The organism is Enterobacter sp. WP_7_1 (assembly GCF_003688535.1).
GTDB classification, from domain to species: Bacteria; Pseudomonadota; Gammaproteobacteria; order Enterobacterales; family Enterobacteriaceae; genus Enterobacter; species Enterobacter asburiae.
Window position 1 is genome coordinate 1,698,811 of record NZ_REFK01000001.1, and the last position, 24,924, is coordinate 1,723,734.

The window sequence follows — 24,924 nt, forward strand, 5'->3', positions numbered from 1 at the left end:
GTCACTCCTTGTGAATCGCCGGGTGGCGGCTGCGCCTTACCCGGCCTACAGGGAAACCGTAGGCCCGGTAAGCGCAGCGCCACCGGGCAACATATTAGTTAAGCTTCGCCTTAGAGAAATCGCTGCCCATCAGGCTGACGCTGTATCCGGTCACGTTGCTGCGGGTTGCATAGAACGTTTTCCCGTTTGCCAGTGCGATCCACGGCGCCTGCTGGTAGAAAATCTCCTGTGCCTGGCCGTAGAGTTTCGCGCGCTCGGCCGGGCTGCTGGTCAGCTTCGCTTTTTGCACCAGAGCATCATAACCCTTATCGCACCAGCGCGCGGCGTTTGATCCGGTTTTAATGCTGTTGCAGCCCAGCAGCACGTCGGCAAAGTTGTCCGGGTCACCGTTATCGGACATCCAGCCAAACAGCGCGGAGTCATGTTCGCCTTTACGCATTCCGGAGAGATATTCGCCCCACTCGTAAGAGACAATTTTGGCCTTCACGCCGACTTTCGCCCAGTCGCTCTGAATCATCTCTGCGATACGGCGCGAGTTCGGGTTATACGGACGCTGAACCGGCATTGACCACAGCGTGACTTCCGCCCCCTTCTCCAGCCCCGCCTGCTTCAGCAGCGCTTTCGCTTTTTCTGGATCGTAGCTGTAGTCCTTCAGGTCTTTATTAAAGCCCAGCATATTTGGCGGGATCGGCGATTTTGCCACCGTACCGGAACCCATAAAGACCGCATTGACGATCGCCTTCTTGTCGGTCGCGTAGTTAAGCGCCTGGCGCACCAGCACGTTATCAAACGGTTTTTTCTCGGTGTTGAACGCCAGATAGCCGACGTTCAGCGCATCGACCGAATGCAGCGTCAGGTCTTTGTTGTTCTTGATCGCGTCAAACTGAACCGGGGACGGCGCAGGGATGATCTGGCACTCGTTGGTCTGCAGCTTCGCCAGACGGGTTTCTACGTTCGGCGTGATGGAGAAGATGAGATGCTTCGTCGGCACCTCGCCTTCCCAGTAGTTCGGGTTAGCGACGTAGCGGATCAGCGAATCCACCTTGTACTGCTGCAGGACATAAGGCCCGGTGCCAATCGGCCAGGTGTCCACGTTTTCTGGCGTGCCTTTTTTCAGCATCGCGTCGGCGTATTCGGCGGAAAGAATCGAGGCGAAATCCATCCCCCAGTCGGCCAGAAACGCGGCGTTTGGCTCGCTGAGGGTGAACTGAACGTGATAGTCGTCGACCTTTTTCACGTCCTGAATCAGCTTATCGAGCCCGACATCGTTAAAGTATTCGTAGTTGCCCTGCGACACGTTGTGATACGGGTGTTTAGGGTCTTTCTGACGCAAAACCGAGAAAATAACGTCATCGGCGTTAAAGTCGCGCGTCGGTTTGAAGTATTTGTTGCTGTTGAACTTCACCCCTTTGCGCAGGGCAAAGGTATAGGTCTTGCCGTCCGGCGAAATCGTCCAGGACTCCGCCAGCGACGGGACCGGGGTGTTTTTCACCGGGTCAAAATTGATCAGGCGATTGTAAAGTACCTGAGAGCTGGCCACAAAAGACGGGCCAGAGCTGGCGATTTGCGGGTTGAAGGACTCGGGGGACGCTTCAGAACAGTAAATAAGGGTGTCGCTGTTTGCCGCCCATGCGGCACCGGCTGGTAACAGCGCGCTCAGCGCAAGGGCGAGCAGTGTTTTCCCTGTAGACATGGTTATAACCCTGACAGTTTTATTATATAAGACAGTAATAACAGCACAGGCGATATGACCTGGCAAATAACGAAACACTATCAGGATATTCTAAAGCCGCGTTTTTTGCTGTTTTAACAGCCAGCGTCCGAAAAGGTGATTTGCCTTAAGGGCCATTATTCGTCAAGCACAACCGTCACTTTCTATGCCGCAAGAAATCGGTCCTTTTAGCGTCTCTTCCCCCGTTTGGTTGCTTCCTCGTTTCGTTAAAGTAACGGTGTGAAGAAGTATATGGGATCAAATCGTGGCAAAAACTCTTTTACGCAGCGGTAACCTGGATGACTTTCAGGCCGTTGGCGGCGGCGGACAAGCCGTTTTTGAATCAGCGTTACAAATCCGGGAAGCGCTCCGGTTGCGCAAACAACAGGCCATCGTCGACTGTCTGGCTATTCCGCAGGTCAACGACAGCGGTGACCGCGTGGACTGGTATTCCCCTGTTGAAGGGAGCGTAACCAGCTGGAAAGCGGCCGATGAGGATGACCGCTATCGCGCCCTGCGCTATCTGGAAAACACGCTAGCCAGCGTTGAGTCGTTAAGCAAAAAATGCCTCCAGTCTCCCAAAACCGCGCAGCAGCTTTTTGGTTCTCTGCTGTCGAAGGCGTTTCAGTTCCCGGGTGAAAACTTCCTCTTCCTCGTGGACGGAAAGCCGGTTATCAGCTTCTGGGGGTTTGTAAACCTGAACGAAAATGCGCGCGACGATGCCCTCGACTGCCTGCGTGAATCGCTGGTCCCTGAGCCTGCCCCCGTTCTGATTGAAGATCCTGAGCCCGAGCCTGAGCCAGAACCGGTGGTGGCCTTTGAACATGCCGACGAGCCGCTGATCGCCCCTTCCACGGTGGTGCGTATCACGCCGGAAGAACTGTATGAGCCGGAGCCGGCCCCGGCCGTTGCGCAACCCGTTCAGGAACCGGCTGTGCCGATCGTCGCGAAAAAGCGCCGCGTTCCCCTGTGGACGCTGCCGGTTGCCCTCGCGATCGTTGCCGCCATTGCCGCACCGCTGCTGTGGCCAAAACAGTCGCCTTCCGCTGAGCCCGCCCCTGTGCCCGCACCTCAGCCCGTAGAGATTGCGCCTAAGCCGATCAAAGCGGTTGAGCCGCTGGCAATGAAGTTACCGCTGCATCAGGCTGAAGTCCTGGCAAGCAAAGAAAAAGAGCCTGCACCTGCGCCACAGCCTGCCCCGGTAGTGATTGTCGCCATCCCGAAAGATGCCATGGTGATGGAAGCGAATCAGGTGAAAGCGGGATCGACGCGTTTCCTGAACGGCACCTGGCGTGCGGTTCTGGACGTGAAAGATCCGGTTACCGGCAAGCCGCCGTCAATGCGCTATCAGATCCAGAACAATAAGGGCTTCGCCCGGGTTGTCCATGGCGACAACGTTGTCTGCCGCGCGGAGGTCTTCTCCGGCCTGCACAGCAACGGCGAGCTGATGATTAAAAGTCGCGGTACTGCCCGCTGCACCGACGGCTCCCGCTACCCGATGCCGGAGGTTGCCTGTAAAGCAGGCGCCAGCGATATCGCAGAATGTCGCGCCCGTTATGATGCCAATACCGTCGTTCCCCTGACGTTCAAGAAAGCAGGTGCCTGATCCTATGCTGGTTAATCTTTGCGACTATAAACAAAGCGTCACGCTTATTGCCAACAGCGGCGTGCAGTTCCTTGATTTCGGTCTGACGCCGCAGGACACCGCTAGCAACGGGCGCTTCGTACGTAAAACCGCGAACGGCCCGCTGCTGCGGCTCGATTTCGACCTGGTTAACGGGCGCTATACCGTGCCGGGAACGAACGGCGGACAGCCTGAAGTGGTTAAACCGGAAACCACCATCCCGCTGCATCAGTCCCTGGCGGTGCTGGACGGCGTCTGGCTTCCGGTTCCGTTCCAGCGCTTCAACCCACCGCGCACCTTTGTTGAGGGGCCGGATAACTGGGCCCGCGTTCAGGTGCGCAGGCTGGATACACCCGATACGGCAGGCAATACGCACCGCGTGACCCTCGCCCTCGACAGCCAGATAGCTGAACACGCCACGTCCGCCCTGTCTCCGGTTGAAAACGATATTCTGAACGGGACCCGTTTCGCGCTGGCCTGGCGAGACAACGAAGTTGAAAGTTTCCTCGACCAGACCTGGATCGACGGCTGGCTGCGCGAGGCATTTACCCAGTATGCCGACGGCGTTGAAAACCGCTCAGAACGCGATCTCCAGCAGGCGATGCGCGGGTTTGAATATCAGGCCCACTGGCTCAACCTGATGACCATGCTCGGTGAACAGCTCACCGTGCCGGAAGTGAAATTTGTTACCCATACGCTCAGCACGCCTGCCATTCCGGTCGACCTGATCCTCGATGTGGGCAATACCCACACCTGCGGCGTCATTATTGAAGACCACGGCGATGCGAACGATGGACTGCGACAGACCGCCGAGCTGCAGGTCCGCTCGCTAAGCGAGCCGCAGTTCCTGAATGCGCCGCTGTTCACCAGCCGTCTCGAGTTTTCGGAAGCGCGCTTTGGCAAGCAGCACTTCTCGGTTGAAAGCGGCCGCGAAGACGCCTTTGTCTGGCCGTCGATTGTTCGCGTGGGTGATGAAGCCCGCAAGCTTGCAATGCAGCGTCTGGGGACCGAAGGCAACAGCGGCATCTCCAGCCCGCGTCGCTACCTGTGGGATGAAACGCCGGTCGTACAGGACTGGCGCTTTAGCCAGATGAACAGCAAAACTCAGCGTGAGCCGCTTGCCACCGCGTTTCCGCTGATGAACCTGATGAACGATGACGGCGAGCCGCTCTTCACGCTGCCGCAGGACGAGCGGCTGCCGGTCTTCTCGCCGCAGTACAGCCGCAGTACGCTGATGACGCACATGCTGTGCGAGCTGCTGGCGCAGGCGCTGGGGCAGATCAACAGCGTCGCCACGCGCCTGCGCCTGGGCTTCCCGGCATCGCCGCGCCAGCTGCGCACCCTGATCCTGACCCTGCCCTCGGCCATGCCAAAGCAGGAGCGCGAGATTTTCCGTCGCCGCATGTTTGAAGCCATCGCCATCGTCTGGAAAGCGATGGGCTGGCACCCGCAGGATGAGGATTTTGTCACCCGCAAACAGCAGGATAAAAGCGTGGTGCCTGTTCCTGAAATCCAGATGGAGTGGGATGAAGCCAGCTGCGGTCAACTGGTCTGGCTGTATAACGAAGCGATCTCCCGCTTTGGCGGTCAGACCGAAGCCTTCTTCGCCTCCCTGGCCCGCCCGGACCGTGAGCCTGAGCCGGGCAGCCAGCCGGGCCGCGCGCTGCGCGTCGCGTCCATCGACATCGGCGGCGGCACAACGGATATGGCGATCACCCATTATCAGCTGGATGACGGTTCCGGCAATAACGTCAAAATCACCCCGCAGCTGCTGTTCCGTGAAGGCTTTAAAGTCGCGGGCGACGACACGCTTCTGGACGTGATTCAGCGCTACGTGTTGCCCGCGCTGCAAACGCAGCTGCAAAAATCCGGTATCGCGGACGCTTCGCTGCTTATGGCGTCGCTATTCGGTGACTCCGGGCGCATCGATACCCAGGCGGTACTCCGTCAGCAAACGACGCTTCAGCTCTTTATGCCGATTGGCCACGCTATTCTTGCCGCGTGGGAATCGAGCGACGTTGACGATCCGCTGGCCGGTCTGCATGCCACCTTTGGCGATCTCCTGCCGCAGAAACCGACCCGTAACGTAATGAATTATCTGCAGCAGGCGATCGACCATGCCCTGCCTGCGGGTTCAGACGCTTTTGACCTGTTCGCGGTGCCGCTGCACGTGAATTTCCGCGAAATGCAGGATGCGATGCTGGCCGGGCAGTTTACGCTGGCCTCGCCGCTTCACTCGGTGTGCGAGGCGATATCCCATTACAGCTGCGATATTCTGCTGATCACCGGACGCCCCGGCTGCCTGCCTGGCGTTCAGGCGCTCATTCGCCATCTGCAGCCGGTGCCGGTTAACCGCATCGTCTGGCTGGATAAATACCAGGTGCACGAGTGGTATCCGTTCAGCCAGCAGGGGCGCATTGGCAACCCGAAATCGACGGCCGCCGTGGGAGCAATGCTCTGCAGCCTGGCGCTCGACCTGCGTCTGCCGCGCTTCAACTTTAAAGCCGCGGACATTGGCGCGTATTCCACCGTACGGTATCTCGGCGTGCTGGATAACACTGTTAATACCCTGCGCGAAGAAAACGTCTGGTATCAGGATATCGACCTCGATAAGCCGGGCGCGAAGCTCGACGCGCGTCTGCACTTCCCGCTGCGCGGTAATGTCACCCTCGGCTTCCGCCAGCTGGCGAACGCGCGCTGGCCTGCCACGCCGCTCTACACGCTCAGCATCAACTCGGCTGAACTGGCGAAAGCCATTGCCGGTGACGGCGTGCTGAACGTGCGGCTGAAGCTCTGCGGCGGCAGCAAGCAGGAAGGCCCTGAGGCCTTCGAGCTGAGCGATGCCTGGCTGCAGGACGGCACGCCGGTTGCCCCTGACGCATTAACCTTCAAACTGAATACTTTGGCCGATCGCCGACACAGCGGTAGCCACTACTGGATCGACAGCGGGAGCGTATACCTGAAATGACAGCGACGACGACCACCACTCAGGCCTTAATCGGGTGGATTAATGAGACGCGCCTGAACGCCCCTGTGCTGGATAACGATGCTGACGCCCTGCTTGCTCGCATCAACGCGGCGCAGGCGCGGGAGCAGGCCATTGAACGCGCCATGACGCGCCAGAGCAGCATTGGGCTTTACGGTCATTCGCAAAGCGCGAAAGCCCATCTGCTGTTATCCCTGTGCGGCAGCGGTAATGGACGCCTGAACGTGACGCCGGGCCAGCGCACCTTTGACTATTTTTCGCATATCAATCCGGGACATGCCCTGACCAACATGGCCGTCCGCTTCACGCCGGAAAGCCCGGAGGTGGCGGATGAGGCGTTCCCGCTGCGTTTGAGCCTGGTCACCGAGGCCGAGCTGGTACAGCTGTTTATTGCCCGCACAACGCTGCATCCGCAGATGCGCGCGGTAGATAAGGCGGTCATTGAGACACGTCTGGAGAAATGGCGCGGGCTGCGCCAGCCGCAGGGCGTGCCCGGCATCACGGCTCAGGAAGTGGGTGCGATTGCCCGCTTCTGGCAAAGCACCGTACCCGCCGCGAAACAGCAAATTGATGATGCCCTGTGGCATGAGTTCGCCCGGCTGGTGCCTTCTCTCGATCTCAGCACGCGGGCCAGCGTCTGGTCGCTGCTGTGGGGCGAGCAGCAGGAGTTGACCCAGCAGTGGTTAAAACTGGCCCATGTGCTGCACCAGACCAGCCATGCCGGCGAGCTTGCTGCTCCGCTTAGCCTGCTGGTGGACAGCTTTGGCCTGCCGGGTGAAGGGTTCCTGACGCACGACGGCACGTTAGATCTGCAGGACGCGCAGGAGACGCTGCTTCATCCGCTGAACAGCGGTGAAATGCTAAACGCCATCAGCATCCCCGTCGACGTGCTGGCCTTCCTGACCCGCGAGCTGGTGCTGCCGGTTGAGAACGGCGCGCTGGATAACGTCGATATTATTGATATTCCGGTTTTTGAAGATAACCGTGCCGACCCGCTACGCCAGGCGAAGTCCCAGTGGCTGCTCGAGCATTACCGTCAGCAGCTTCAGCCGGATGTGCTGGTGATTTGCAATGCGACGGCGCAGCACGAGCAGACGGCCAAAAAAGCAAAAGTGTTGATGAACTGGGTCAAGGAGACGCAGCCTGCTGAAGAATCTGCCCTGCCCGGCCTGGTATGGGCGATTACCCCACACGATGCCCGCTTTACCACCCGACAGAATCTCGATGAAGCCGTACAGCATCTGCTCGGAAAGCCGGGTTTACGCTGGGGCACTCTTCAGGCGCTGGACAGCCATAGCATGCAGCGTGTCATCGAATGGCTGTCTCAGGCCACGCTGCCCGCCCAGCGACAGAAGCGTCTCAGCACGCTGAAAGGCTTGCTGCGACAGGAGCTCTCATCGCTGATGCAGAGCTATCTGGCACCGCTGGTTGAGGAACCGGGGACAAGGCGTGTTCAGGCCGAAAGCATGGTGCGCACGCTGCAAAACAGCGCCGCCCGCCACGGCGAACTGCTTGAAGGCCTCCTGCCGCCGCTGAAAGCCTTTGAAACGCTGCTCCCCGTTCAGCAGCCGCGCGAGGAGCACGTGAACGGGCTGTTTACGGACACTATTGACCTGTTTGCCGAGAATACCCAGGAAAGCACCGGCCTGTTCCAGACAAAAGACAAAGCGCGTCTGGCGCACAGAGTCTGGATAAATCATCTGCGTCAGTGGAGCCGCAATGAGGCCACGGCCGCGCGCCTTGGGCTGGAGCCTGCGGTGTTACAGCAAATCGCGGATGTGCTGGTGGTCACCAGCTACCGGCTCGATCTGCCTCAACAGCTTCAGCGTATCGTCGAAGCGGATAAAAGCAGCGCTGCACAGCTGCATGCCGTGATGGGCAATTTCATTGGCTGGCTGGGTTACGACCAAACGCCCGTGGCGGTACGTCCGGCAAGCCGCATCCGCAAGGGGCAGGCAATCTTCGTTACGCCAGTGGTCAGCAGCGCCGAGCCTCGCTTGACGCGACTGGGAGAACAGCCTGTGCATGCGGCCACCGCGTACGTATACGACTGGCTGGTCGCACTCTATAGCCGCGCGATAGAGAACATTGATTACCAGCATCCGCATGATGTTCAGCCCGGTGCGCGTCAGGCCTTACACGCGTTATTGCGCTGAACGCTGATTAACAATGTAGCCGCATTTCTTGCCGGGTGGCGCTGCCGCTTACCCGGCCTACATTCTTCATCGTTGTCAGGCCCGAACAAGAGTAGCGCCGCCGGGCGAAACTTTTGCGCACATCACTCCGTCATACACCCGGCTAACGTCTGTGCCAGCGCAGACGGATTCTCCCACGACATCGAGTGCCCCGCCGCAGGGATGATTTTTACCTCAACGCCCTTTTGCTTCAGATTGTCCACATCGTCATCCGGCAGAGACAGTTCGCCGAAAATCAACGTTACCGGGCAAGGAAGTGACAGGAACTGTGCTTCCCATTCGGGCTCAACGCCCGCCACCAGGCTCGATGCGCCCCGCCAGACGGCGTACGGCGCATTGCTCTTCAGACATCCCGCCCACGCCGTTTTTTCCGCGCTGAGCATGGCGTCATAGCCCTGGCTCAGGAACTGTTGCTCGGTTTGCGCTGCAATAGACCGGCTGAACATCCCTCCACCCGAATGAAAATTGGGCTCTGACACCATCAGCCCTTTCACGCGCGACGCCAGCAGCCCGGCCGTTTCGATAGCAATGCTGCCGCCCATGCTGTGGCCGTATAACCAGAAGGCATCCAGCTTAAGGTGGTCAATCAGTTCCGCCACAACGTGCGCCTGGTCGGTGGTTTTATAGCTGTAGTGCTCAGGCTTGTCGCTGTAGCCGCTGCCGGGCAAGTCGATGAGAATCGCTCTGCGCGCGCCAAACAGCGGATCATGAACGACACGGGGATATTCATAGGAAGAGGCGCAGCCCAGCCCGTGAATGAACACCATGGGATCGCCGGTGCCGGGCAGGTCATGCCAGCGCACGGTACAACCGGCCTGCTGCGAGTAAAAACTGTTCATAAGCACTCCTTTTACGATGTACTGTGTATTTATACAGTTGCCGTATCTGGAATGCCATATTCATTTTTAAAAATGGAAGCGTGCTTCAGAAAAGCGAGATCAGCAGCGCAACGGGAAAGCTCATTGGCCAGGTTGACCCCACCAGAAAAGCGCTGAGCAGGCGGATACGTTTGCGGTCTTTAGAGAGGAACCAGGTAATTAATGCGCAGATTGAAGCCATGATTGCGTAAAAAACCAACATCTTTTGATACAACGTCATTCTGTATACCAGAGCCGAAAAAATAACCGCACGCAATATGCGTCATATGTTGATACAGATCAAGTTTTTTCGTTACAGAATAACCACTTAAAGATTACGGATAATAACAATTGAGTATCTTGCGTAACACTCATGGCGGGCGTGGCGAACGCCTGGCCGCGCATGCGACCAGGCATGACGGGCTTAGTGTTTGATCATGACATGCCGCACGACCGTGTAATCCTCAAGCCCGTAGACCGACATATCTTTACCGTAGCCGGATAATTTCATGCCGCCGTGCGGCATTTCGCTCACCAGCATAAAATGGGTATTCACCCAGGTACAGCCGTACTGCAGCCGCGCGCTCAGGCGATGGGCGCGGCCCACGTCTTTGGTCCAGACCGATGACGCCAGGCCATACTGCGAATCGTTCGCCCAGGCCAGCACCTGCGCCTCGTCATCAAACTCGGTGACGCTCACCACCGGGCCAAACACCTCCCGCTGAACGATGGCGTCGTCCTGTTTTGCCCCCGCCAGCAGGGTTGGCTGGAAGTAGTAGCCTGCCCCCTCTTTTTTGCTCCCGCCCGTGACAACGCGGATATGACCGAGCGCTTTCGCGTCATCGACGGCCTGACAGACGCGTGAAAGATGGGCGGCGGAGCTGAGCGGGCCCAGTTCGGTCGAGGCATCCTCCGGCGCACCCATTTTAAGGCTGGCGACCGCTGCGCCCAGCTTTTCCACCAGCGCGGCATAAATGCCCTTCTGGGCATAAATACGGCAGGCCGCCGTACAGTCCTGCCCGGCATTGTAGAAACCAAACGTCCGCACCCCTTCGACAACCGCATCCAGGTCGGCATCATCAAAGACGATAACCGGCGCTTTACCGCCCAGCTCCATGTGGGTGCGTTTAATGGAGGATGCCGTATGGCCGATGATATGTTCCCCGGTAGCAATCGAACCGGTCAGCGAGACCATACGAACTTTTTCATGTCCGGTAAGCGGATCGCCGACCGTTTTTCCCCGGCCAAACAGCACGTTCAGGACGCCTGCCGGGAAGATATCTTTTGCCAGCTCTCCCAGCTTCAGCGCGGTCAGCGGCGTGATCTCTGAGGGCTTAATCACCACGCAGTTCCCTGCCGCCAGCGCGGGCGCCAGTTTCCATGCCGCCATCATCAACGGATAGTTCCAGGGGGCAATAGAGGCAACCACGCCCACCGGATCGCGGCGGATCATCGACGTGTGGCCGTCAAGGTACTCCCCGGCGGCCAGCCCGTTAAGACAGCGGGCGGCCCCGGCGAAGAAACGGAAAACGTCAACCACCGCCGGAATTTCATCACCCAGAGCACAGTGCAGCGGCTTGCCGCAGTTGAGGGATTCGAGCCGGGCAAAGTCCTCCCCATGCGCTTCAATCGCATCCGCCAGCTTCAGCAGGCACTCGGCGCGGGTCTTCGGCGTGGTTTGTCCCCACTCCACAAAAGCACGGTCGGCCGCCTGAACCGCCGCGTCGACCTGAGCCGCTGACGCCTCAGCAATCTCCAGCAGGAGTTCTCCAGTGGCCGGGTTATAGACCGGCTGTTTTTCTCCCTCTCCGGTTACCAGTTTTCCCTCTATCAGCAGTTGTGTTTGCATAGCATTTTCCTGTTGAATTCACTGTTATTTCCCGCTGCCGGCGATGTTCTCGCCGTCGCGGGTTAGCCACCAGGCTCCCAGAATGGGGATAGTTGTCACCAGCATCACCAGCAGTGCTACGACGTTGGTGACCGGCACGTCGCGCGGACGACCGAGCTGATTGAGCAACCACAGCGGTAACGTGCGCTCGTGTCCCGCCGTAAACGTTGTGACGATTATCTCGTCAAACGACAGGGCAAACGCCAGCATTCCCCCGGCCAGCAGCGCGGAACCCAGATTGGGCAGCACCACATAGCGGAAGGTTTGCCATCCGTCGGCCCCGAGATCCATCGACGCTTCCACCAGGCTCCAGGAGGTGCGTCTGAAACGGGCAATCACGTTGTTAAACACCACCACCACGCAAAAGGTGGCGTGTCCCACCACGATGGTGAAAAAGCCCGGCTCAAGGTCGATCGTTTTGAATGCCGTCAGCAGCGCCAGACCGGTGATGATCCCCGGTAACGCAATCGGCAATAGCAGCAACAGCGAGATCGCATTCTTGCCAAAAAACTCGCTTCGCCACAGCGCCGCTGCAGCAAGCGTGCCAAGCACAAGGGCAATCGCGGTGGATAGCGCGGCAATTTGAAGTGACAACGTCACGGATTCAATAATATCGCCGCGCCCCGCCGCCACGCTAAACCACTTCAGCGTCAGCCCCTGCGGCGGAAAGCTGAAGGCAGCGTCTTCGGTATTAAAGGCATAGGTCGCGATAATCAGCAGCGGGAAGTGCAGGAAGATAACGCCTCCCCAGGCTGCCACTTTCAGGAACAGCGGTGCGCGTTCAGAGTGCATCGAATGCTCCCAGACGTTTCACGAACGCCAGATAGAGTGAAATCAGCACGATGGGCACCAGCGTGAACGCGGCGGCCATGGGCATATTGCCAATGGCACCCTGCTGCGAGTAGACCATGTTACCGATGAAGTAACCCGGCGGCCCCACCAGCTGCGGAACGATGAAATCCCCCAGCGTCAGGGAAAAGGTGAATATTGAACCTGCCGCAATACCCGGGATCGCCAGCGGCAGAACGACGTAGCGAAAGGTCTGGCGAGGGCGCGCGCCAAGGTCGGCTGAGGCCTGCAGTAGCGAGGCAGGCAGGCGTTCCAGCGCCGCCTGAACCGGCAGGATCATAAACGGCAGCCAGATGTAGACGAAGACCAGAAACCGCCCCAGCCCGGAGGTGGACAAGGTATTGCCGCCAATCGCCGGGAGCGTAAGGAGTGAGGTCAGGATCGGCTCCAGCCCCATATGGTTGAGAAACCACTGCGCCACCCCGTCCTTCGCCAGCAGCAGCGTCCAGGCGTAGGCTTTGACGATGTAGCTCGCCCACATTGGCAGCATTACAGCGATATAGAAAAACGCTTTCCACTTGCCGCGGGTGTATCGCGCCATGTACCAGGCCATCGGGAAGGCCAGGATGGCGCTGGCAATCGTCACCGCAATCGCCATCGTTAGCGTGCGCAGGATGATGTCGTAGTTGGCCGGGTTGAAAAGCGCCTGAATGTTCGCCAGGGTCAGATCCGGCGTGACGGCCATGGTGAAATCGTCAAAGGTGTAGAACCCTTGCCACAGCAGCGTCAGAAGCGATCCTAAATAGACGATGCCAAACCACATCAGCGGTGCGAGCAGAAGCAGGAACAGGCCGAGCGACGGTTTACGCCAGAACAGCGCCGTCATGCGGCTTAAGCGGCCGTGCGAGGCGGGAGGATGCGCAACGCTCATAGACATTTCACCTCTCCTCGTGCAGGCGAATCATCGCCTCGCGTGACCACGACGCCATCACCGCCTGCCCCGGCGCAATGCCGCTCAGCGACGAGGTTTCACTGAGATTGGCCTGGCTCACCAGCAGCTTGGCACCGTCGGCAAGTTTCAGCTCCAGCCGCGTGGCCGCCCCCTGATACTGAACGGCCTGCACGATACCCTGAACCTGAACGTCTCCGCCCTCATCAAGGCGAATATGTTCCGGACGCAGGGAATAGCTGCCTTCCATGCCGCATATTTTCTGCGCAAGGCCCGCATCGAAGACGTTAGAGGTGCCGACAAAACCGGCGACAAACGGCGTGCGCGGACGCATGTAGAGATCGCGTGGGGTGTCCACCTGCTCGATGCACCCGTTATTGAACACCGCCACCCGGTCTGACATGGAAAGGGCCTCGCCCTGATCGTGGGTGACAAAAATAAAGGTGATGCCGAGTTCCTGCTGAAGCTTCTTCAGCTCGAACTGCATCTGTTCACGCAGTTTGAGATCGAGCGCACCAAGGGGTTCGTCCAGCAGCAGGACGCGCGGCTCATTGACCAGCGCGCGGGCGATGGCGACACGCTGCCGCTGGCCGCCGGAAAGCTGCGAAGGTTTGCGGGCAACGGCAAAACTCAGGCCCACTTTTTCCAGGGCATCACGGGCCTGCGCATGGCGTTTTTTCTTGTCGATGCCTTTGACCATCAGCCCGTAGGCAACATTGTCGAGGATCGACATATGCGGGAACAGCGCGTAGTCCTGAAAGACGGTGTTCACATCCCGCTCCCAGGGAGGCAGTTCGCTCGCCTCTTTGCCGAAGATAGAAATCGTGCCGCCTGACAGCTGTTCAAAACCCGCTATCAGACGCAGGCAGGTGGTTTTGCCGGAGCCCGAAGGCCCCAGCATGGAGAAAAATTCTCCGTCACGAATAGCAATGGTGACCCCATCCACCGCCCGTACGTCGCCGTACAGACGGGAAACGTTGTTAAACTCTACCGCGTACGTCATGTTCTGCTCCCGGGCAATTAACGACCGCCCATGATGGCGATGTAATCCTGCGTCCAGCGGCTGTATGGGACAAATTTGCCGCCTTCGGCGATGGGGGTTTTCCAGAACATGATTTTGTCGAACTCGTTATAACCGTTTGTTTCGCAGCCTTTATCACCCAGCAGCGTGCTGGCCTTACACCCTTCTGCAACCACGGGCAGGGAGCCAAACCATGCCGCCAGATCGCCCTGCACTTTCGGCGTCAGCGACCAGTTCATCCACTTGTAGGCGCACATCGGGTGCTTTGCCTGGGCGTGCAGCATGGTGGTGTCCGCCCAGCCGGTCACTCCCTCTTTCGGGAAGACGGTAGCAACGGGCTGGTTCTCAGCCTTCAGCGCATTCGCCTGATACGGCCAGGCGCTGGAGGCCACGACGCCTTCATTTTTGAAGTCGCTCATCTGGACGGTGGTGTCGTGCCAGTAGCGGTGGATCAGCGCGTGCTGGTCGCGAAGCACCTTGAGCACGGCGGCATACTGTTTTTCGGTGAGCTGGTACGGGTCTTTAATACCCAGCTGCGGCTGCGTGGCTTTGACGAACAGCGCGGCATCGGCGATATAAATCGGCCCGTCGTACGCCTGCACGCGTCCCTGATTGGTTTTACCGTCCGGCAGATCCTGTTTGGTAAAGACTACGCTCCAGCTGTCCGGCGGCGTCGGGAAGGTTTTGGTGTTGTACATCAGCAGGTTTGGCCCCCACTGATACGGCGTACCGTAGACTTTCCCGCCGACGTTAAACCATTCCCCTTTCACAATCCGCGCGTCGAGGGTTTTCCAGTTGGGGATGAGATCGGGGTTAATGGGCTGGACGCGTTTCCCCATGATCAGGCGCAGGGAGGCGTCACCCGAGGCGGTGACCAGGTCATAGCCCCCTTTCGCCATCAGGCTGACCATTTCATCCGACGTGGCCGCCGTCTTGACGTTGACCGCACATCCGGTCTCTTTCTCAAACTGGGTGACCCAGTCATAATTTTTATCCGTCTGTCCGCGTTCGATATATCCCGGCCAGGCGATAATATCCAGCCGACCTTCCCCGTCGCCGATGGCCTTTGGTGGTTCTGCGGCTTGCGCTGTCATGATAGTCATGCCGAGCGCGCACAGGCTGCTGCGGGCAAAATGTTTGCTCATAAGAGTTACTCCTGTCGCAATGAAATTTAGCGGCAGCCGTGCCGTAAAAATATCTCCCTTATTAAACGTAGACCGCGCAAATGCGCCGCACCGTACGGCTTCAGGAAATTTCATCAAGGTGTGACCGAGGGCGCATTCCCCGTTAACTGGATTATAGACAAGGAGTTAGCCGCGAGAGACGGTATGCAGATTTCCTATGACCGGGCACCGCGAAATATTCGCCGTGCCGTCATCAGGATAAGAATTGATTATTTAAATAACGGAGAAAAGTTTATTCCAGCATCGCGCTAATTAATTTTCCTAACTGAATGACCGCCTGCTCTTCTCGCTCTCCCCAGGCCCAGGAGGTATTAAACCGGAAGAACGGTGTCCACGCGTCGGAGGTGGAAAACATCTTTCCGGGCGCAATGCTGATGTGGTGCTTTAAGGCTTTTTCGCTGAGCAGCCCCGCATCCAGCTGCGCCGGAAGCTCCAGCCATAAAAAGTAGCCGCTGTCGTTATGGTGGATTTTGACGCCGGCAGGCATATGGCGCAGAAGTGACTGCCAGGCCTGCTGCTTTCGCTCGGCGAGCGTCCGCCGCAGGCGGCGAAGATGGGCGTCGTAGCGTTTCGTCGCCAGGTAATCCACCAGCGCCAGCTGCACGGGTGAGCTGGTGGAGAGCGTGCTCATCAGCTGCAGCTGCTGAATGCGTCGCGCGTGTTTTCCTGCCGCAACCCAGCCGATGCGAAAACCGGCCACCAGGCATTTTGAAAAGGACGAGCAGTGCAGCGTCATGTCCTGGCGATCCCATGCTTTCGCCGGGAGCGGCTTTTCGCGGCCAAAATAGAGCTCGCTGTAGACATCGTCTTCAATCAGGGGGACGTTGTACTGCGTTAACAGCGCGACAAGCTGCGCTTTTTTCTCCGCGCTCAGCGTAAAGCCAAGCGGGTTCTGACTGTTGGTCATGATCCAGCAGGCTTTAACCGGGTACTCCTTCAGTGCCTGTTCAAGGGCATTCAGGTCAATCCCCTCGCGGACATCCGTCGCAATCGACAACGCTTTGAGCTTCAGGCGTTCCAGCGCCTGAAGCGCGCCGTAGAAACACGGGTTTTCGACTATCACCCAGTCGCCCGGCTCGGTTACCGCCTGCAGGCTGAGATTGAGCGCTTCAAGCGCGCCTGCGGTGATCACAATCTCTTCCGGGGAGATGTTCATCCCCTGCTGCGCGTAGCGACGGGCAATGGCGTGGCGGAGATCGACGTTACCCGGGGGCAGGTTTTCAATCACGCTCATCGCCGTCGCGGTTTTGCTGACGTTAGCCAGCGAGCGGTTGAGCTGCTGCAGCGGGAAAAGTCGGGGATCGGGAAACGCGGAGGCAAAAGGAACAACGGACGGGTCGCGGCTGGCCTGTAAGACGTCGAAGATGTAGGTGTTAATATCCACAACTTCGTCACGCATCACCTGGGCAGGTGGAGCAGGCTGATGTGCGGTCGGGCGCGAGGCAACGTAATAGCCCGACTGCGGTCTGGCGACAATGCGCCCCTGACTTTCCAGCATCTGATACGCGTGGCCAACGGTCATAAAACTCATGCCGCTGCTCGCCACCTGCTCTCGCAGCGAAGGCAGCTTATCGCCCGGCAGCCATACGCCAAGCTCAATCTGCGAGATAATTTGTTGCGCCAGACGCTGGTATTTTTTCATCAAATTCTCCTTGTGACCGACAGTGTATATCAGCAGGAGAAAAAGAGAAGATTTAGCTAACTGTTATAGTTCGCGAAATGAATTACTTACGATACTCGGTAACGTGGCTTTGCGCCTGACGCGCAGCGGCCAGGTGATCGAGCGTGATCATCGACGATTTGCAAAAGATGCATTTCGCGCCGAGTGGGTTTTTCTCAGACATATCAAAGACTGAGGTACGGTACTGCGAGCCATGACAGCATGGGCAGCGGAAATGAATATAAGAAGTCATAGGATTCTCCTGACACGTAAAACGTAAATTACTAATGGGCCGATTGGGCAATAATGGTTTTAAACAAAACGAATCGGAAAGTAGATAAAGACCCAAGAGAGGCTGCGGAGAGGCACAACGTGATGAGAACTGCTTTATAAAACTACGTCAGATATTTATTTGGACTCAAAACCAGAGGACCATTAACGCACGGTGCAGACGACAAGGCAAGCAGTTTTATGCGTAAAATTCATAAAAACACGGTTTTTATTCCTCACGCGAGGTATATCAGATGGCTAAAGCATGAGTTTTAAGCCAACTGTTATGGTTAAAAATCACTTTTCTGCCTCTGATAGTCCGAACTTTGCCCCTATACCATAACAGCACACCGTTTGACATTGAGGCTGTGCATGTTTGGTTTAGATGCTTTTCACCTTGCACGGATACAGTTTGCCTTTACCGTATCCTTTCACATTATTTTCCCGGCCATCACCATTGGTCTCGCAAGCTACCTCGCCGTACTCGAAGGGCTGTGGCTTAAAACCAAAAATCCAGTCTGGCGCTCGCTGTACCATTTCTGGTCGAAGATTTTTGCCGTCAACTTTGGCATGGGCGTGGTCTCCGGGCTGGTGATGGCCTACCAGTTTGGCACCAACTGGAGCGGATTTTCACAGTTTGCGGGCAGCATTACCGGCCCGCTGCTGACGTATGAAGTGCTGACCGCCTTCTTCCTCGAAGCCGGGTTCCTCGGCGTGATGCTGTTTGGCTGGAACAAGGTCGGGCCGGGTCTGCACTTCTTCGCCACCTGCATGGTGGCGTTGGGCACTATTATTTCTACCTTCTGGATCCTCTCGTCGAACAGCTGGATGCAGACCCCGCAGGGCTATGAGATCGTCAACGGTCAGGTGGTACCGGTGGACTGGTTCGCCGTGGTGTTTAACCCCTCCTTCCCTTACCGCCTGCTGCATATGTCGATAGCCGCATTCCTGAGCAGCGCCCTGTTTGTGGGCGCATCCGCGGCATGGCATCTGCTGCGCGGCAATAATACCCCTGCGATCCGGGCAATGTTTTCGATGGCGCTGTGGATGACGCTGATTGTCGCCCCCATCCAGGCCATGGTTGGCGATATGCACGGGTTGAGCACCTTAAAGCACCAGCCCGCCAAAATTGCCGCCATTGAAGGCCACTGGGAAAATCCGCCGGGTGAGCCTACCCCGCTGCTGCTGTTTGGCTGGCCGGATATGGAACAGGAGCGCACCCGCTTTGGGCTGGAGATCCCGGCGCTGGGGAGTCTTATCCTGACGCACAGCCTGGATAAACAGGTTCCGGCCCTCAAAGAGTTTGCGAAGGAAGACCGTCCGAATTCCACCATCGTCTTCTGGTCATTCCGCATTATGGCGGGCCTGGGCATGCTGATGCTGCTGCTCGGGGTGACGGCACTCTGGCTGCGCTACAAAAAACGCGTGTATTCGTCGCGCCCCTTCCTGTGGTTTGCGCTGCTGATGGGGCCAACCGGGCTGATTGCCATCCTGGCCGGATGGATCACCACCGAAGTGGGCCGCCAGCCGTGGGTGGTCTACGGACTCCAGCGAACGAAGGATGCTGTGTCTGCCCACGGTGACCTGCATATGAGCGTGAGCCTGCTGGCCTTTTTCGTCGTCTATACCTCGGTATTCGGCGTGGGTTACAGCTATATGGTACGCCTCATCCGAAAAGGGCCGCAGCCGCATGAAACTTTCGCCACCGAGTCCGACGGACGTCCGGCGCGCCCGCTTTCTGCCGTCACAACTGAACATAAGGAGCAGCCATAATGGGTATCGATCTTTCCATTATCTGGTTTGTGATCATCGTCCTCGCCACGCTGATGTATATCGTGATGGACGGTTTTGATCTGGGGATCGGCATTCTGTTCCCGGCAACGCAGAACGCCGACGATCGCGACGTAATGGTCAACAGCGTCGCGCCGGTCTGGGACGGAAATGAAACCTGGCTGGTGCTTGGCGGTGCCGCCCTGTTCGGCGCATTCCCGCTGGCCTATGCGGTGATCGTTGATGCCCTGACCATTCCGCTAACATTAATGCTGATCGGACTTATTTTCCGCGGGGTGGCATTTGAGTTTCGCTTTAAAGCCACGCCTGCCCACCGCCCCTTCTGGGATAAGGCGTTTATTGGCGGTTCAATTCTGGCAACGTTCACCCAGGGCGTGACGGTAGGCGCCGTCATTAACGGCTTTACCGTCACCGGTCGGGCATATACCGGCGGCCCCTTTGACTGGTTTACCGCGTTTAACCTGTTTTGCGGCGCCGGGCTGGTGGTGGCTTACGCGCTGTTAGGCTCTACCTGGCTGGTGATGAAAAGCGAAAACGCGCTGCAGCAGCGGATGCGTGAGGTGTCGAAAACGCTGTTAATCGTGCTGCTGGCGTTTATTGCAGCGATCAGCCTCTGGACGCCGCTGGCGCAACCGGCTATCGCTGCGCGCTGGTTTACGCTGCCGAATCTGTTTTATCTGCTGCCTGTCCCTGCCCTGGTGGTGATTTTTAGCCTGTACCAGTGGCGCTGCCTGAATAATCCCAATAGCCATAGCCGTCCGTTTATTCTGACGCTGGGGCTGATATTCCTCGGCTTTAGCGGGCTTGGGATCAGCATCTGGCCGCATATTATTCCACCGTCGATCACCCTGTGGCAGGCCGCCGCCCCGACGCAAAGCCAGGGCTTTATGCTGGTGGGCGCGCTGTTGATCATTCCCGTTATTCTGGTCTACACCTTCTGGAGCTACTACGTGTTTCGCGGCAAAGTTCAGCATGGGGAGGGTTATCACTGATGCAACAACCGGTCTGGAAAAGATTACTGTGGCTGGCCATTATCTGGGGCGGCAGCGTACTGGCGCTGGCTGCTGTCAGTATGCTCTTCCGCATGCTGATGACGGCGGCAGGGTTTAAATCGCATTAACGTCATCCCGGGCAACCGCTGCGTTGCCCGGTACTTCTCCCCGCACTTTCAGATAAACCCCATTAACGCACGGCAGAGTATCGTTACACTGGAAAAAGATTCACGGTATTTATAGTTTGAGAAGAAAAATGAAAAAGCTCATTGCGTTAAGCGTTATTAGTCTTGTCCTTACCGGGTGTGTTAATCCGGGTAAAGCCTCCGTACAGCCGGAGCAACTTAAAAACCACCGCTTTGTGCTGGAAAACGTAAACGGTAAGGCCGTGAAGACCGCGACACCGCAACCTGAGATCGGTTTTAGCGCGCTGCCAGATATCAGCCTGGTTAATAACATCAGCGTTTCTGGCCAGATGTGTAACCGCTTTAACGGACAGGGGAAATTGTCCGAAGGCGAGCTTAAGGTTAAAACGCTGGCCATGACGCGCAAGCTCTGTACTGAGCCGCAGCTGAATGAGCTGGATCAGGCCATCGGCGACATGCTGCGCAAAGGGGCGCAGGTCGACCTGACTGAGGACCAGTTAACGCTGGCGACAGCCGATAAAACGCTGATGTTTAAGCGTGTAGAATAATCAGTAGTTACCGCAGCTTCCAACGGCAAGCGACTGTTCGCTACAGCGTTTGCCGTTTGGCAAGGCGCACATCCCAATAGCAGAACCATCAAGCTGGCGGGCGACAGACAGCGAACCGCCAATCATTGCGCAGTTGGCCTGGCCTGAACTGGACATTGCCGCTTTCATTCCCGGCGCCACGTGGGCTGCCGTTGCCTGCTGGACTGGCTCACTGCTACATGCCGACAACAATAACGCGGCACACCCTACCCAAAATGCTGAACGCATGCTCTCTCCCCCATGAATAATGCGAAACCTATGCATAATAGGCATCACATCCCGTGTCGTCGAGAGCGGAAGTGCGTATTTATGCGCTTCAGAAACAATTTCTCGCAATTTTTTCGCCAAAAGTTTGATCTACACATTGATGGCAAGAATACCAAGGACACAAAAGCGAAAATCGTAAAATCCCCCGTTTGCTAGAATACACAGATAATATTCAGGGTTTGTTGCCGTAATACAGACCCCTATTTTTTGCGCAATGTAAGGGTGTTGTCCTATGCAAACTATTGACGGTAATGGTGCAGTTGCCTCAGTCGCGTTTCGCACCAGTGAAGTTATCGCCATCTACCCGATTACGCCAAGTTCTACCATGGCCGAGCAGGCGGATGCCTGGGCGGGTAACGGGTTAAAAAACGTCTGGGGCGATGTCCCGAGAGTGGTTGAAATGCAGTCTGAAGCCGGTGCGATTGCCACGGTACACGGTGCGCTTCAGACAGGCGCGCTTTCCACGTCGTTTACCTCCTCACAGGGATTGCTGTTAATGATCCCTACGCTTTACAAACTCGCCGGTCAGCTGACCCCCTTCGTTCTGCACGTTGCCGCGCGTACGGTTGCCACCCACGCGCTCTCTATCTTTGGCGATCACTCTGACGTGATGGCCGTGCGCCAGACCGGTTGCGCGATGCTATGCGCCAGCAGCGTTCAGGAAGCGCAGGACTTTGCCTTAATTTCGCATATCGCCACGCTCAAAAGCCGCGTGCCGTTTATTCACTTCTTTGATGGTTTCCGCACCTCTCACGAAATCAACAAAATCGTCCCGCTGGCCGACGATACTATCCTGAATCTGCTGCCGCAGGCGGAAATCGACGCGCATCGCGCCCGGGCTCTGAATCCTGAACACCCGGTTATTCGCGGGACATCGGCGAACCCGGATACCTATTTCCAGTCCCGCGAGGCCACGAACCCCTGGTACAACGCGGTTTACGACCATGTTGAACAGGCAATGGATGACTTTGCCGCCGCAACCGGCCGGCAGTACAAACCGTTTGAGTACTACGGCCATCCACAGGCGGAACGGGTGATTGTGCTGATGGGGTCAGCCATTGGGACCTGTGAAGAGGTGGTTGACGAGCTGCTGACGCGCGGCGAAAAGGTCGGCGTGCTTAAGGTGCGTCTCTATCGTCCGTTCTCGGCCAAACATTTGCTTTCGGCTCTGCCTGAAAGCGCCCGCGCTGTGGCGGTGCTCGACCGTACCAAAGAGCCGGGCGCGCAGGCGGAACCCCTCTATCTGGATGTGATGACCGCCCTGGCAGAAGCCTTTAATCAGGGCGAACGTGAAACGCTGCCGCGCGTAATCGGGGGTCGCTATGGTTTGTCCTCCAAGGAGTTTGGGCCGGACTGCGTGCTGGCGGTATTCAACGAGTTAGGCGAGGCGAAACCCAAGCCGCGCTTTACCGTTGGCATTTATGATGATGTGACTAACCTTTCCCTTTCGCTGCCGGAAAATACCCTGCCCTCGACCGCCAAACTTGAGGCGCTGTTCTATGGTCTGGGCAGCGACGGCAGCGTCTCCGCGACCAAAAACAACATCAAAATCATCGGCAACTCAACGCCGTGGTACGCCCAGGGGTACTTCGTTTACGACTCCAAAAAAGCGGGCGGCCTGACCGTTTCCCACCTGCGCGTGAGCGAACAGCCCATCCGCTCTGCGTATCTGATTTCTCAGGCTGATTTTGTTGGCTGCCACCAGCTGCAGTTTATTGATAAATACCAGATGGCCGAGCGCCTGAAGCCCGGCGGCATTTTCCTCCTCAATACGCCGTACGGCGCAGACGAAGTCTGGGGACGCCTGCCGCAGGAAGTTCAGGCGGTGCTGAACCAGAAAAAAGCCCGTTTCTACGTGGTCAACGCCGCAAAAATTGCCCGCGAATGTGGACTGGCTGCGCGTATTAATACCGTTATGCAGATGGCCTTCTTCCATCTGACCAATATTCTGCCGGGCGACAGCGCGCTGGTGGAACTGCAGGGTGCGATTGCTAAAAGCTACAGCAGCAAGGGCCAGGAGCTGGTCGAGCGAAACTGGCAGGCGCTGGCGCTGGCGCGCGAATCGCTGTTTGAGGTACCGCTGCAGCCGGTGAATGCCGCAAGTCCGAATCGTCCGCCGGTGGTGTCCGATGCGGCGCCCGATTTCGTTAAGACCGTGACGGCGGCGATGCTGGCCGGTCTGGGCGATGCCCTGCCCGTCTCTGCGCTACCGCCGGATGGCACCTGGCCGATGGGCACCACGCGCTGGGAAAAACGCAACATCGCCGAAGCGATCCCCATCTGGAAAGAAGATCTGTGTACCCAGTGCAACCACTGCGTTGCGGCCTGCCCGCACTCTGCCATTAGAGCCAAAGTGGTATCACCGGAAGAGATGGAAGCCGCGCCTGCCAGCCTGCATTCACTGGATGTGAAATCTCGTGATATGCGCGGACAGAAATACGTTCTACAGGTCGCGCCGGAAGATTGCACGGGCTGTAACCTGTGCGTCGAGGTCTGTCCGGCGAAAGACAGGCAGGATCCGGAGATCAAAGCCATCAATATGATGTCGCGTCTGGAGCACGTTGAAGAGGAGAAGGTCAACTATGACTTCTTCCTGAATCTGCCGGAAATCGATCGCAGCAAACTGGAACGTATTGATATTCGTACGTCACAGCTGATTACGCCGCTGTTTGAGTACTCTGGCGCCTGCTCCGGCTGCGGTGAGACGCCGTATATCAAGCTGCTTACCCAGCTGTACGGTGACCGAATGCTGATTGCAAACGCAACCGGGTGTTCATCCATCTACGGGGGCAATTTGCCTTCTACGCCGTACACCACCGACGCGAATGGTCGCGGTCCGGCGTGGGCAAACTCGTTATTCGAGGATAACGCCGAATTCGGCCTGGGCTTCCGCCTGACCGTCGACCAGCACCGCGCGCGCGTGATGCGTCTGCTGGAGCAGTTTGCCGGGCAGATCCCCGCTGAGCTCAATGACGCGCTTCATGCGGACGCGACGCCAGAAGAACGCCGTGAGCAGGTTGCTGAGCTGCGCCGCGCGCTGCAGGGCGCGGCGGGGGCTGAACAGCTGCTGACCGACGCTGACGCCCTGGTCGAAAAATCAATCTGGCTGATTGGCGGCGACGGCTGGGCTTACGATATCGGCTTTGGCGGGCTGGATCACGTGTTGAGCCTGACCGAAAACGTCAACATCCTGGTTCTGGATACGCAGTGTTATTCCAATACCGGCGGCCAGGCGTCGAAAGCGACGCCGCTAGGTGCCGTGACGAAATTCGGCGAACACGGTAAACGCAAGGCGCGCAAAGATCTCGGCGTGAGCATGATGATGTACGGTCACGTTTACGTCGCGCAAATCTCGCTGGGTGCCCAGCTTAACCAGACGGTGAAAGCGATTCAGGAAGCGGAAGCGTATCCTGGCCCGTCGCTGATCATTGCCTACAGCCCTTGCGAAGAGCATGGCTACGATCTGGCCCTCAGCCACGACCAGATGCGCCAGCTGACCGCGACCGGTTTCTGGCCGCTGTACCGGTTCGACCCGCGTCGTGCAGACGAGGGTAAATTACCGCTGGCGCTGGATTCGCGTCCGCCGTCGGATGCCCTGGCCGAGACGTTAATGCAGGAACAGCGCTTCCGTCGCCTTAACGCCCAGCAGCCGGAAGTGGCCGAGCAGCTCTGGAAAGATGCCGCTGCTGACCTGCAAAAACGCTATGACTTCCTGGCGCAGATGGCGGGTAAAGCCGAAAAACCGACCAGCGACTAGTTCCCCTGCCCGGCTTGTCCGGGCATTTTTTTGCCATAAAAAAGCCCGGCGTATTCACACCGGGCGAATCCAGATAATCATTGAATATCTATTTAGTTTCCTTAATAACATTCACGTTAATTATGGATGAATCATCTTACAGGCATATAACGCCGGCTAGATTAGCTTAATTAACGTCTGATTAATAATTTCAATTTAATATGCTTACTTTTAAATAATTCATCACACCAATGATCATTTCCACCGATTT

The 24,924-nt window shown here is 57.6% G+C and carries 19 protein-coding genes; 8 read left to right on the forward strand and 11 right to left on the reverse strand.

What is annotated here, in order from left to right:
• Nucleotides 1-94 precede the first annotated feature (94 nt).
• Nucleotides 95-1,693, reverse strand: a complete 1,599-nt coding sequence (locus tag BJ885_RS08515; RefSeq protein WP_059346832.1) for an ABC transporter substrate-binding protein — start codon at nt 1,691-1,693, stop codon at nt 95-97.
• A gap of 283 nt (nt 1,694-1,976) precedes the next feature.
• On the opposite strand from BJ885_RS08515, the gene BJ885_RS08520 reads away from it, so the two are divergent.
• Genes BJ885_RS08520 through BJ885_RS08530 form a run of 3 tightly spaced genes read left to right on the forward strand, consistent with a single transcriptional unit; the run spans nt 1,977 to nt 8,477 of the window.
• The gene (locus BJ885_RS08520; RefSeq protein WP_121931706.1) at nt 1,977-3,317 is read left to right on the forward strand and encodes an SrfA family protein; all 1,341 of its coding nucleotides are present in this window, start codon (nt 1,977-1,979) and stop codon (nt 3,315-3,317) included.
• A 4-nt stretch (nt 3,318-3,321) separates the two neighbouring features.
• Nucleotides 3,322-6,303: a virulence factor SrfB gene (locus BJ885_RS08525; protein ID WP_121931707.1), complete on the forward strand. Its 2,982-nt coding sequence runs from the start codon at nt 3,322-3,324 to the stop codon at nt 6,301-6,303.
• On the forward strand, nt 6,300-8,477 hold the full coding sequence (locus BJ885_RS08530; RefSeq protein WP_121931708.1) for a virulence factor SrfC family protein: 2,178 nt from the start codon (nt 6,300-6,302) through the stop codon (nt 8,475-8,477). Before BJ885_RS08525 ends, BJ885_RS08530 begins: the two co-directional genes overlap by 4 nt.
• 122 nt (nt 8,478-8,599) lie before the next feature.
• On the opposite strand, the gene BJ885_RS08535 is transcribed toward BJ885_RS08530, so the two are convergent.
• The 9 genes from BJ885_RS08535 to BJ885_RS08575 form a co-directional block, all read right to left on the reverse strand.
• Nucleotides 8,600-9,355: an alpha/beta fold hydrolase gene (locus BJ885_RS08535; RefSeq protein WP_121931709.1), complete on the reverse strand. Its 756-nt coding sequence runs from the start codon at nt 9,353-9,355 to the stop codon at nt 8,600-8,602.
• Between the two features lie 85 nt (nt 9,356-9,440).
• The gene (locus BJ885_RS08540) at nt 9,441-9,614 is read right to left on the reverse strand and encodes a GhoT/OrtT family toxin (protein ID WP_003856960.1); all 174 of its coding nucleotides are present in this window, start codon (nt 9,612-9,614) and stop codon (nt 9,441-9,443) included.
• Nucleotides 9,615-9,797: 183 nt separating this feature from the next.
• Nucleotides 9,798-11,222 (reverse strand): aminobutyraldehyde dehydrogenase, encoded by a 1,425-nt coding sequence (patD, locus tag BJ885_RS08545; protein ID WP_121931710.1) that lies wholly within the window; start codon nt 11,220-11,222, stop codon nt 9,798-9,800.
• Nucleotides 11,223-11,246: 24 nt separating this feature from the next.
• Nucleotides 11,247-12,053 carry an ABC transporter permease gene (locus BJ885_RS08550; RefSeq protein ID WP_029741505.1) on the reverse strand — a complete coding sequence of 269 codons (807 nt, stop codon included), beginning with the start codon at nt 12,051-12,053 and terminating at the stop codon, nt 11,247-11,249.
• Complete coding sequence (locus BJ885_RS08555; RefSeq protein WP_023311994.1) at nt 12,043-12,987, reverse strand: ABC transporter permease; 945 nt, start codon at nt 12,985-12,987, stop codon at nt 12,043-12,045. The genes BJ885_RS08550 and BJ885_RS08555 overlap by 11 nt, the downstream gene beginning before the upstream one ends.
• A gap of 1 nt (nt 12,988) precedes the next feature.
• Nucleotides 12,989-14,002: an ABC transporter ATP-binding protein gene (locus BJ885_RS08560; RefSeq protein ID WP_121931711.1), complete on the reverse strand. Its 1,014-nt coding sequence runs from the start codon at nt 14,000-14,002 to the stop codon at nt 12,989-12,991.
• Nucleotides 14,003-14,019: 17 nt separating this feature from the next.
• A complete protein-coding gene (ydcS, locus tag BJ885_RS08565) occupies nt 14,020-15,165 on the reverse strand; it encodes a putative ABC transporter substrate-binding protein YdcS (protein ID WP_029741508.1) in 1,146 nt (381 codons plus the stop codon).
• 271 nt (nt 15,166-15,436) lie between these two features.
• Nucleotides 15,437-16,846, reverse strand: a complete 1,410-nt coding sequence (locus BJ885_RS08570; protein WP_121931712.1) for a PLP-dependent aminotransferase family protein — start codon at nt 16,844-16,846, stop codon at nt 15,437-15,439.
• 82 nt (nt 16,847-16,928) lie between these two features.
• On the reverse strand, nt 16,929-17,117 hold the full coding sequence (locus BJ885_RS08575; protein WP_023335881.1) for a hypothetical protein: 189 nt from the start codon (nt 17,115-17,117) through the stop codon (nt 16,929-16,931).
• Between the two features lie 389 nt (nt 17,118-17,506).
• Between BJ885_RS08575 and BJ885_RS08580 the strand changes: the two genes are divergently transcribed.
• The 4 genes from BJ885_RS08580 to hslJ all read left to right on the forward strand — a co-directional run bounded on the left by BJ885_RS08580 (nt 17,507) and on the right by hslJ (nt 20,611).
• Nucleotides 17,507-18,907: a cytochrome ubiquinol oxidase subunit I gene (locus BJ885_RS08580; protein WP_121931713.1), complete on the forward strand. Its 1,401-nt coding sequence runs from the start codon at nt 17,507-17,509 to the stop codon at nt 18,905-18,907.
• On the forward strand, nt 18,907-19,917 hold the full coding sequence (gene cydB / locus BJ885_RS08585) for a cytochrome d ubiquinol oxidase subunit II (RefSeq protein ID WP_121931714.1): 1,011 nt from the start codon (nt 18,907-18,909) through the stop codon (nt 19,915-19,917). Before BJ885_RS08580 ends, cydB begins: the two co-directional genes overlap by 1 nt.
• The gene (locus tag BJ885_RS08590; protein ID WP_008501283.1) at nt 19,917-20,045 is read left to right on the forward strand and encodes a DUF2474 domain-containing protein; all 129 of its coding nucleotides are present in this window, start codon (nt 19,917-19,919) and stop codon (nt 20,043-20,045) included. Before cydB ends, BJ885_RS08590 begins: the two co-directional genes overlap by 1 nt.
• Nucleotides 20,046-20,173: 128 nt before the next feature.
• Nucleotides 20,174-20,611, forward strand: coding sequence for a heat shock protein HslJ (gene hslJ, locus BJ885_RS08595; protein ID WP_047647601.1), 438 nt, complete (start codon nt 20,174-20,176; stop codon nt 20,609-20,611).
• Here the strand turns inward: hslJ and BJ885_RS08600 are convergent, their stop codons facing one another.
• Entirely contained in the window at nt 20,612-20,878 is a 267-nt protein-coding gene (locus BJ885_RS08600) for a DUF333 domain-containing protein (RefSeq protein ID WP_023312003.1), read from the reverse strand. It abuts the gene before it with no gap.
• A gap of 271 nt (nt 20,879-21,149) precedes the next feature.
• On the opposite strand from BJ885_RS08600, the gene nifJ reads away from it, so the two are divergent.
• The gene (gene nifJ / locus BJ885_RS08605; RefSeq protein ID WP_121931715.1) at nt 21,150-24,674 is read left to right on the forward strand and encodes a pyruvate:ferredoxin (flavodoxin) oxidoreductase; all 3,525 of its coding nucleotides are present in this window, start codon (nt 21,150-21,152) and stop codon (nt 24,672-24,674) included.
• The last annotated feature ends 250 nt before the right edge of the window (nt 24,675-24,924 follow it).

Excerpts from the sequence above, each read along its gene's own strand:
- BJ885_RS08515 (WP_059346832.1), bottom strand. The coding sequence starts at position 1,693 with ATGTCTACAGGGAAAACACTGCTCGCCCTTGCGCTGAGCGCGCTGTTA.
- BJ885_RS08525 (WP_121931707.1), top strand. The coding sequence starts at position 3,322 with ATGCTGGTTAATCTTTGCGACTATAAACAAAGCGTCACGCTTATTGCC.
- BJ885_RS08530 (WP_121931708.1), top strand. The coding sequence starts at position 6,300 with ATGACAGCGACGACGACCACCACTCAGGCCTTAATCGGGTGGATTAAT.
- BJ885_RS08535 (WP_121931709.1), bottom strand. The coding sequence starts at position 9,355 with ATGAACAGTTTTTACTCGCAGCAGGCCGGTTGTACCGTGCGCTGGCAT.
- BJ885_RS08540 (WP_003856960.1), bottom strand. The coding sequence starts at position 9,614 with ATGACGTTGTATCAAAAGATGTTGGTTTTTTACGCAATCATGGCTTCA.
- patD (WP_121931710.1), bottom strand. The coding sequence starts at position 11,222 with ATGCAAACACAACTGCTGATAGAGGGAAAACTGGTAACCGGAGAGGGA.
- BJ885_RS08550 (WP_029741505.1), bottom strand. The coding sequence starts at position 12,053 with ATGCACTCTGAACGCGCACCGCTGTTCCTGAAAGTGGCAGCCTGGGGA.
- BJ885_RS08555 (WP_023311994.1), bottom strand. The coding sequence starts at position 12,987 with ATGTCTATGAGCGTTGCGCATCCTCCCGCCTCGCACGGCCGCTTAAGC.
- BJ885_RS08560 (WP_121931711.1), bottom strand. The coding sequence starts at position 14,002 with ATGACGTACGCGGTAGAGTTTAACAACGTTTCCCGTCTGTACGGCGAC.
- ydcS (WP_029741508.1), bottom strand. The coding sequence starts at position 15,165 with ATGAGCAAACATTTTGCCCGCAGCAGCCTGTGCGCGCTCGGCATGACT.
- BJ885_RS08570 (WP_121931712.1), bottom strand. The coding sequence starts at position 16,846 with ATGAAAAAATACCAGCGTCTGGCGCAACAAATTATCTCGCAGATTGAG.
- BJ885_RS08575 (WP_023335881.1), bottom strand. The coding sequence starts at position 17,117 with ATGACTTCTTATATTCATTTCCGCTGCCCATGCTGTCATGGCTCGCAG.
- BJ885_RS08580 (WP_121931713.1), top strand. The coding sequence starts at position 17,507 with ATGTTTGGTTTAGATGCTTTTCACCTTGCACGGATACAGTTTGCCTTT.
- cydB (WP_121931714.1), top strand. The coding sequence starts at position 18,907 with ATGGGTATCGATCTTTCCATTATCTGGTTTGTGATCATCGTCCTCGCC.
- BJ885_RS08590 (WP_008501283.1), top strand. The coding sequence starts at position 19,917 with ATGCAACAACCGGTCTGGAAAAGATTACTGTGGCTGGCCATTATCTGG.
- hslJ (WP_047647601.1), top strand. The coding sequence starts at position 20,174 with ATGAAAAAGCTCATTGCGTTAAGCGTTATTAGTCTTGTCCTTACCGGG.
- BJ885_RS08600 (WP_023312003.1), bottom strand. The coding sequence starts at position 20,878 with ATGCGTTCAGCATTTTGGGTAGGGTGTGCCGCGTTATTGTTGTCGGCA.
- nifJ (WP_121931715.1), top strand. The coding sequence starts at position 21,150 with ATGCAAACTATTGACGGTAATGGTGCAGTTGCCTCAGTCGCGTTTCGC.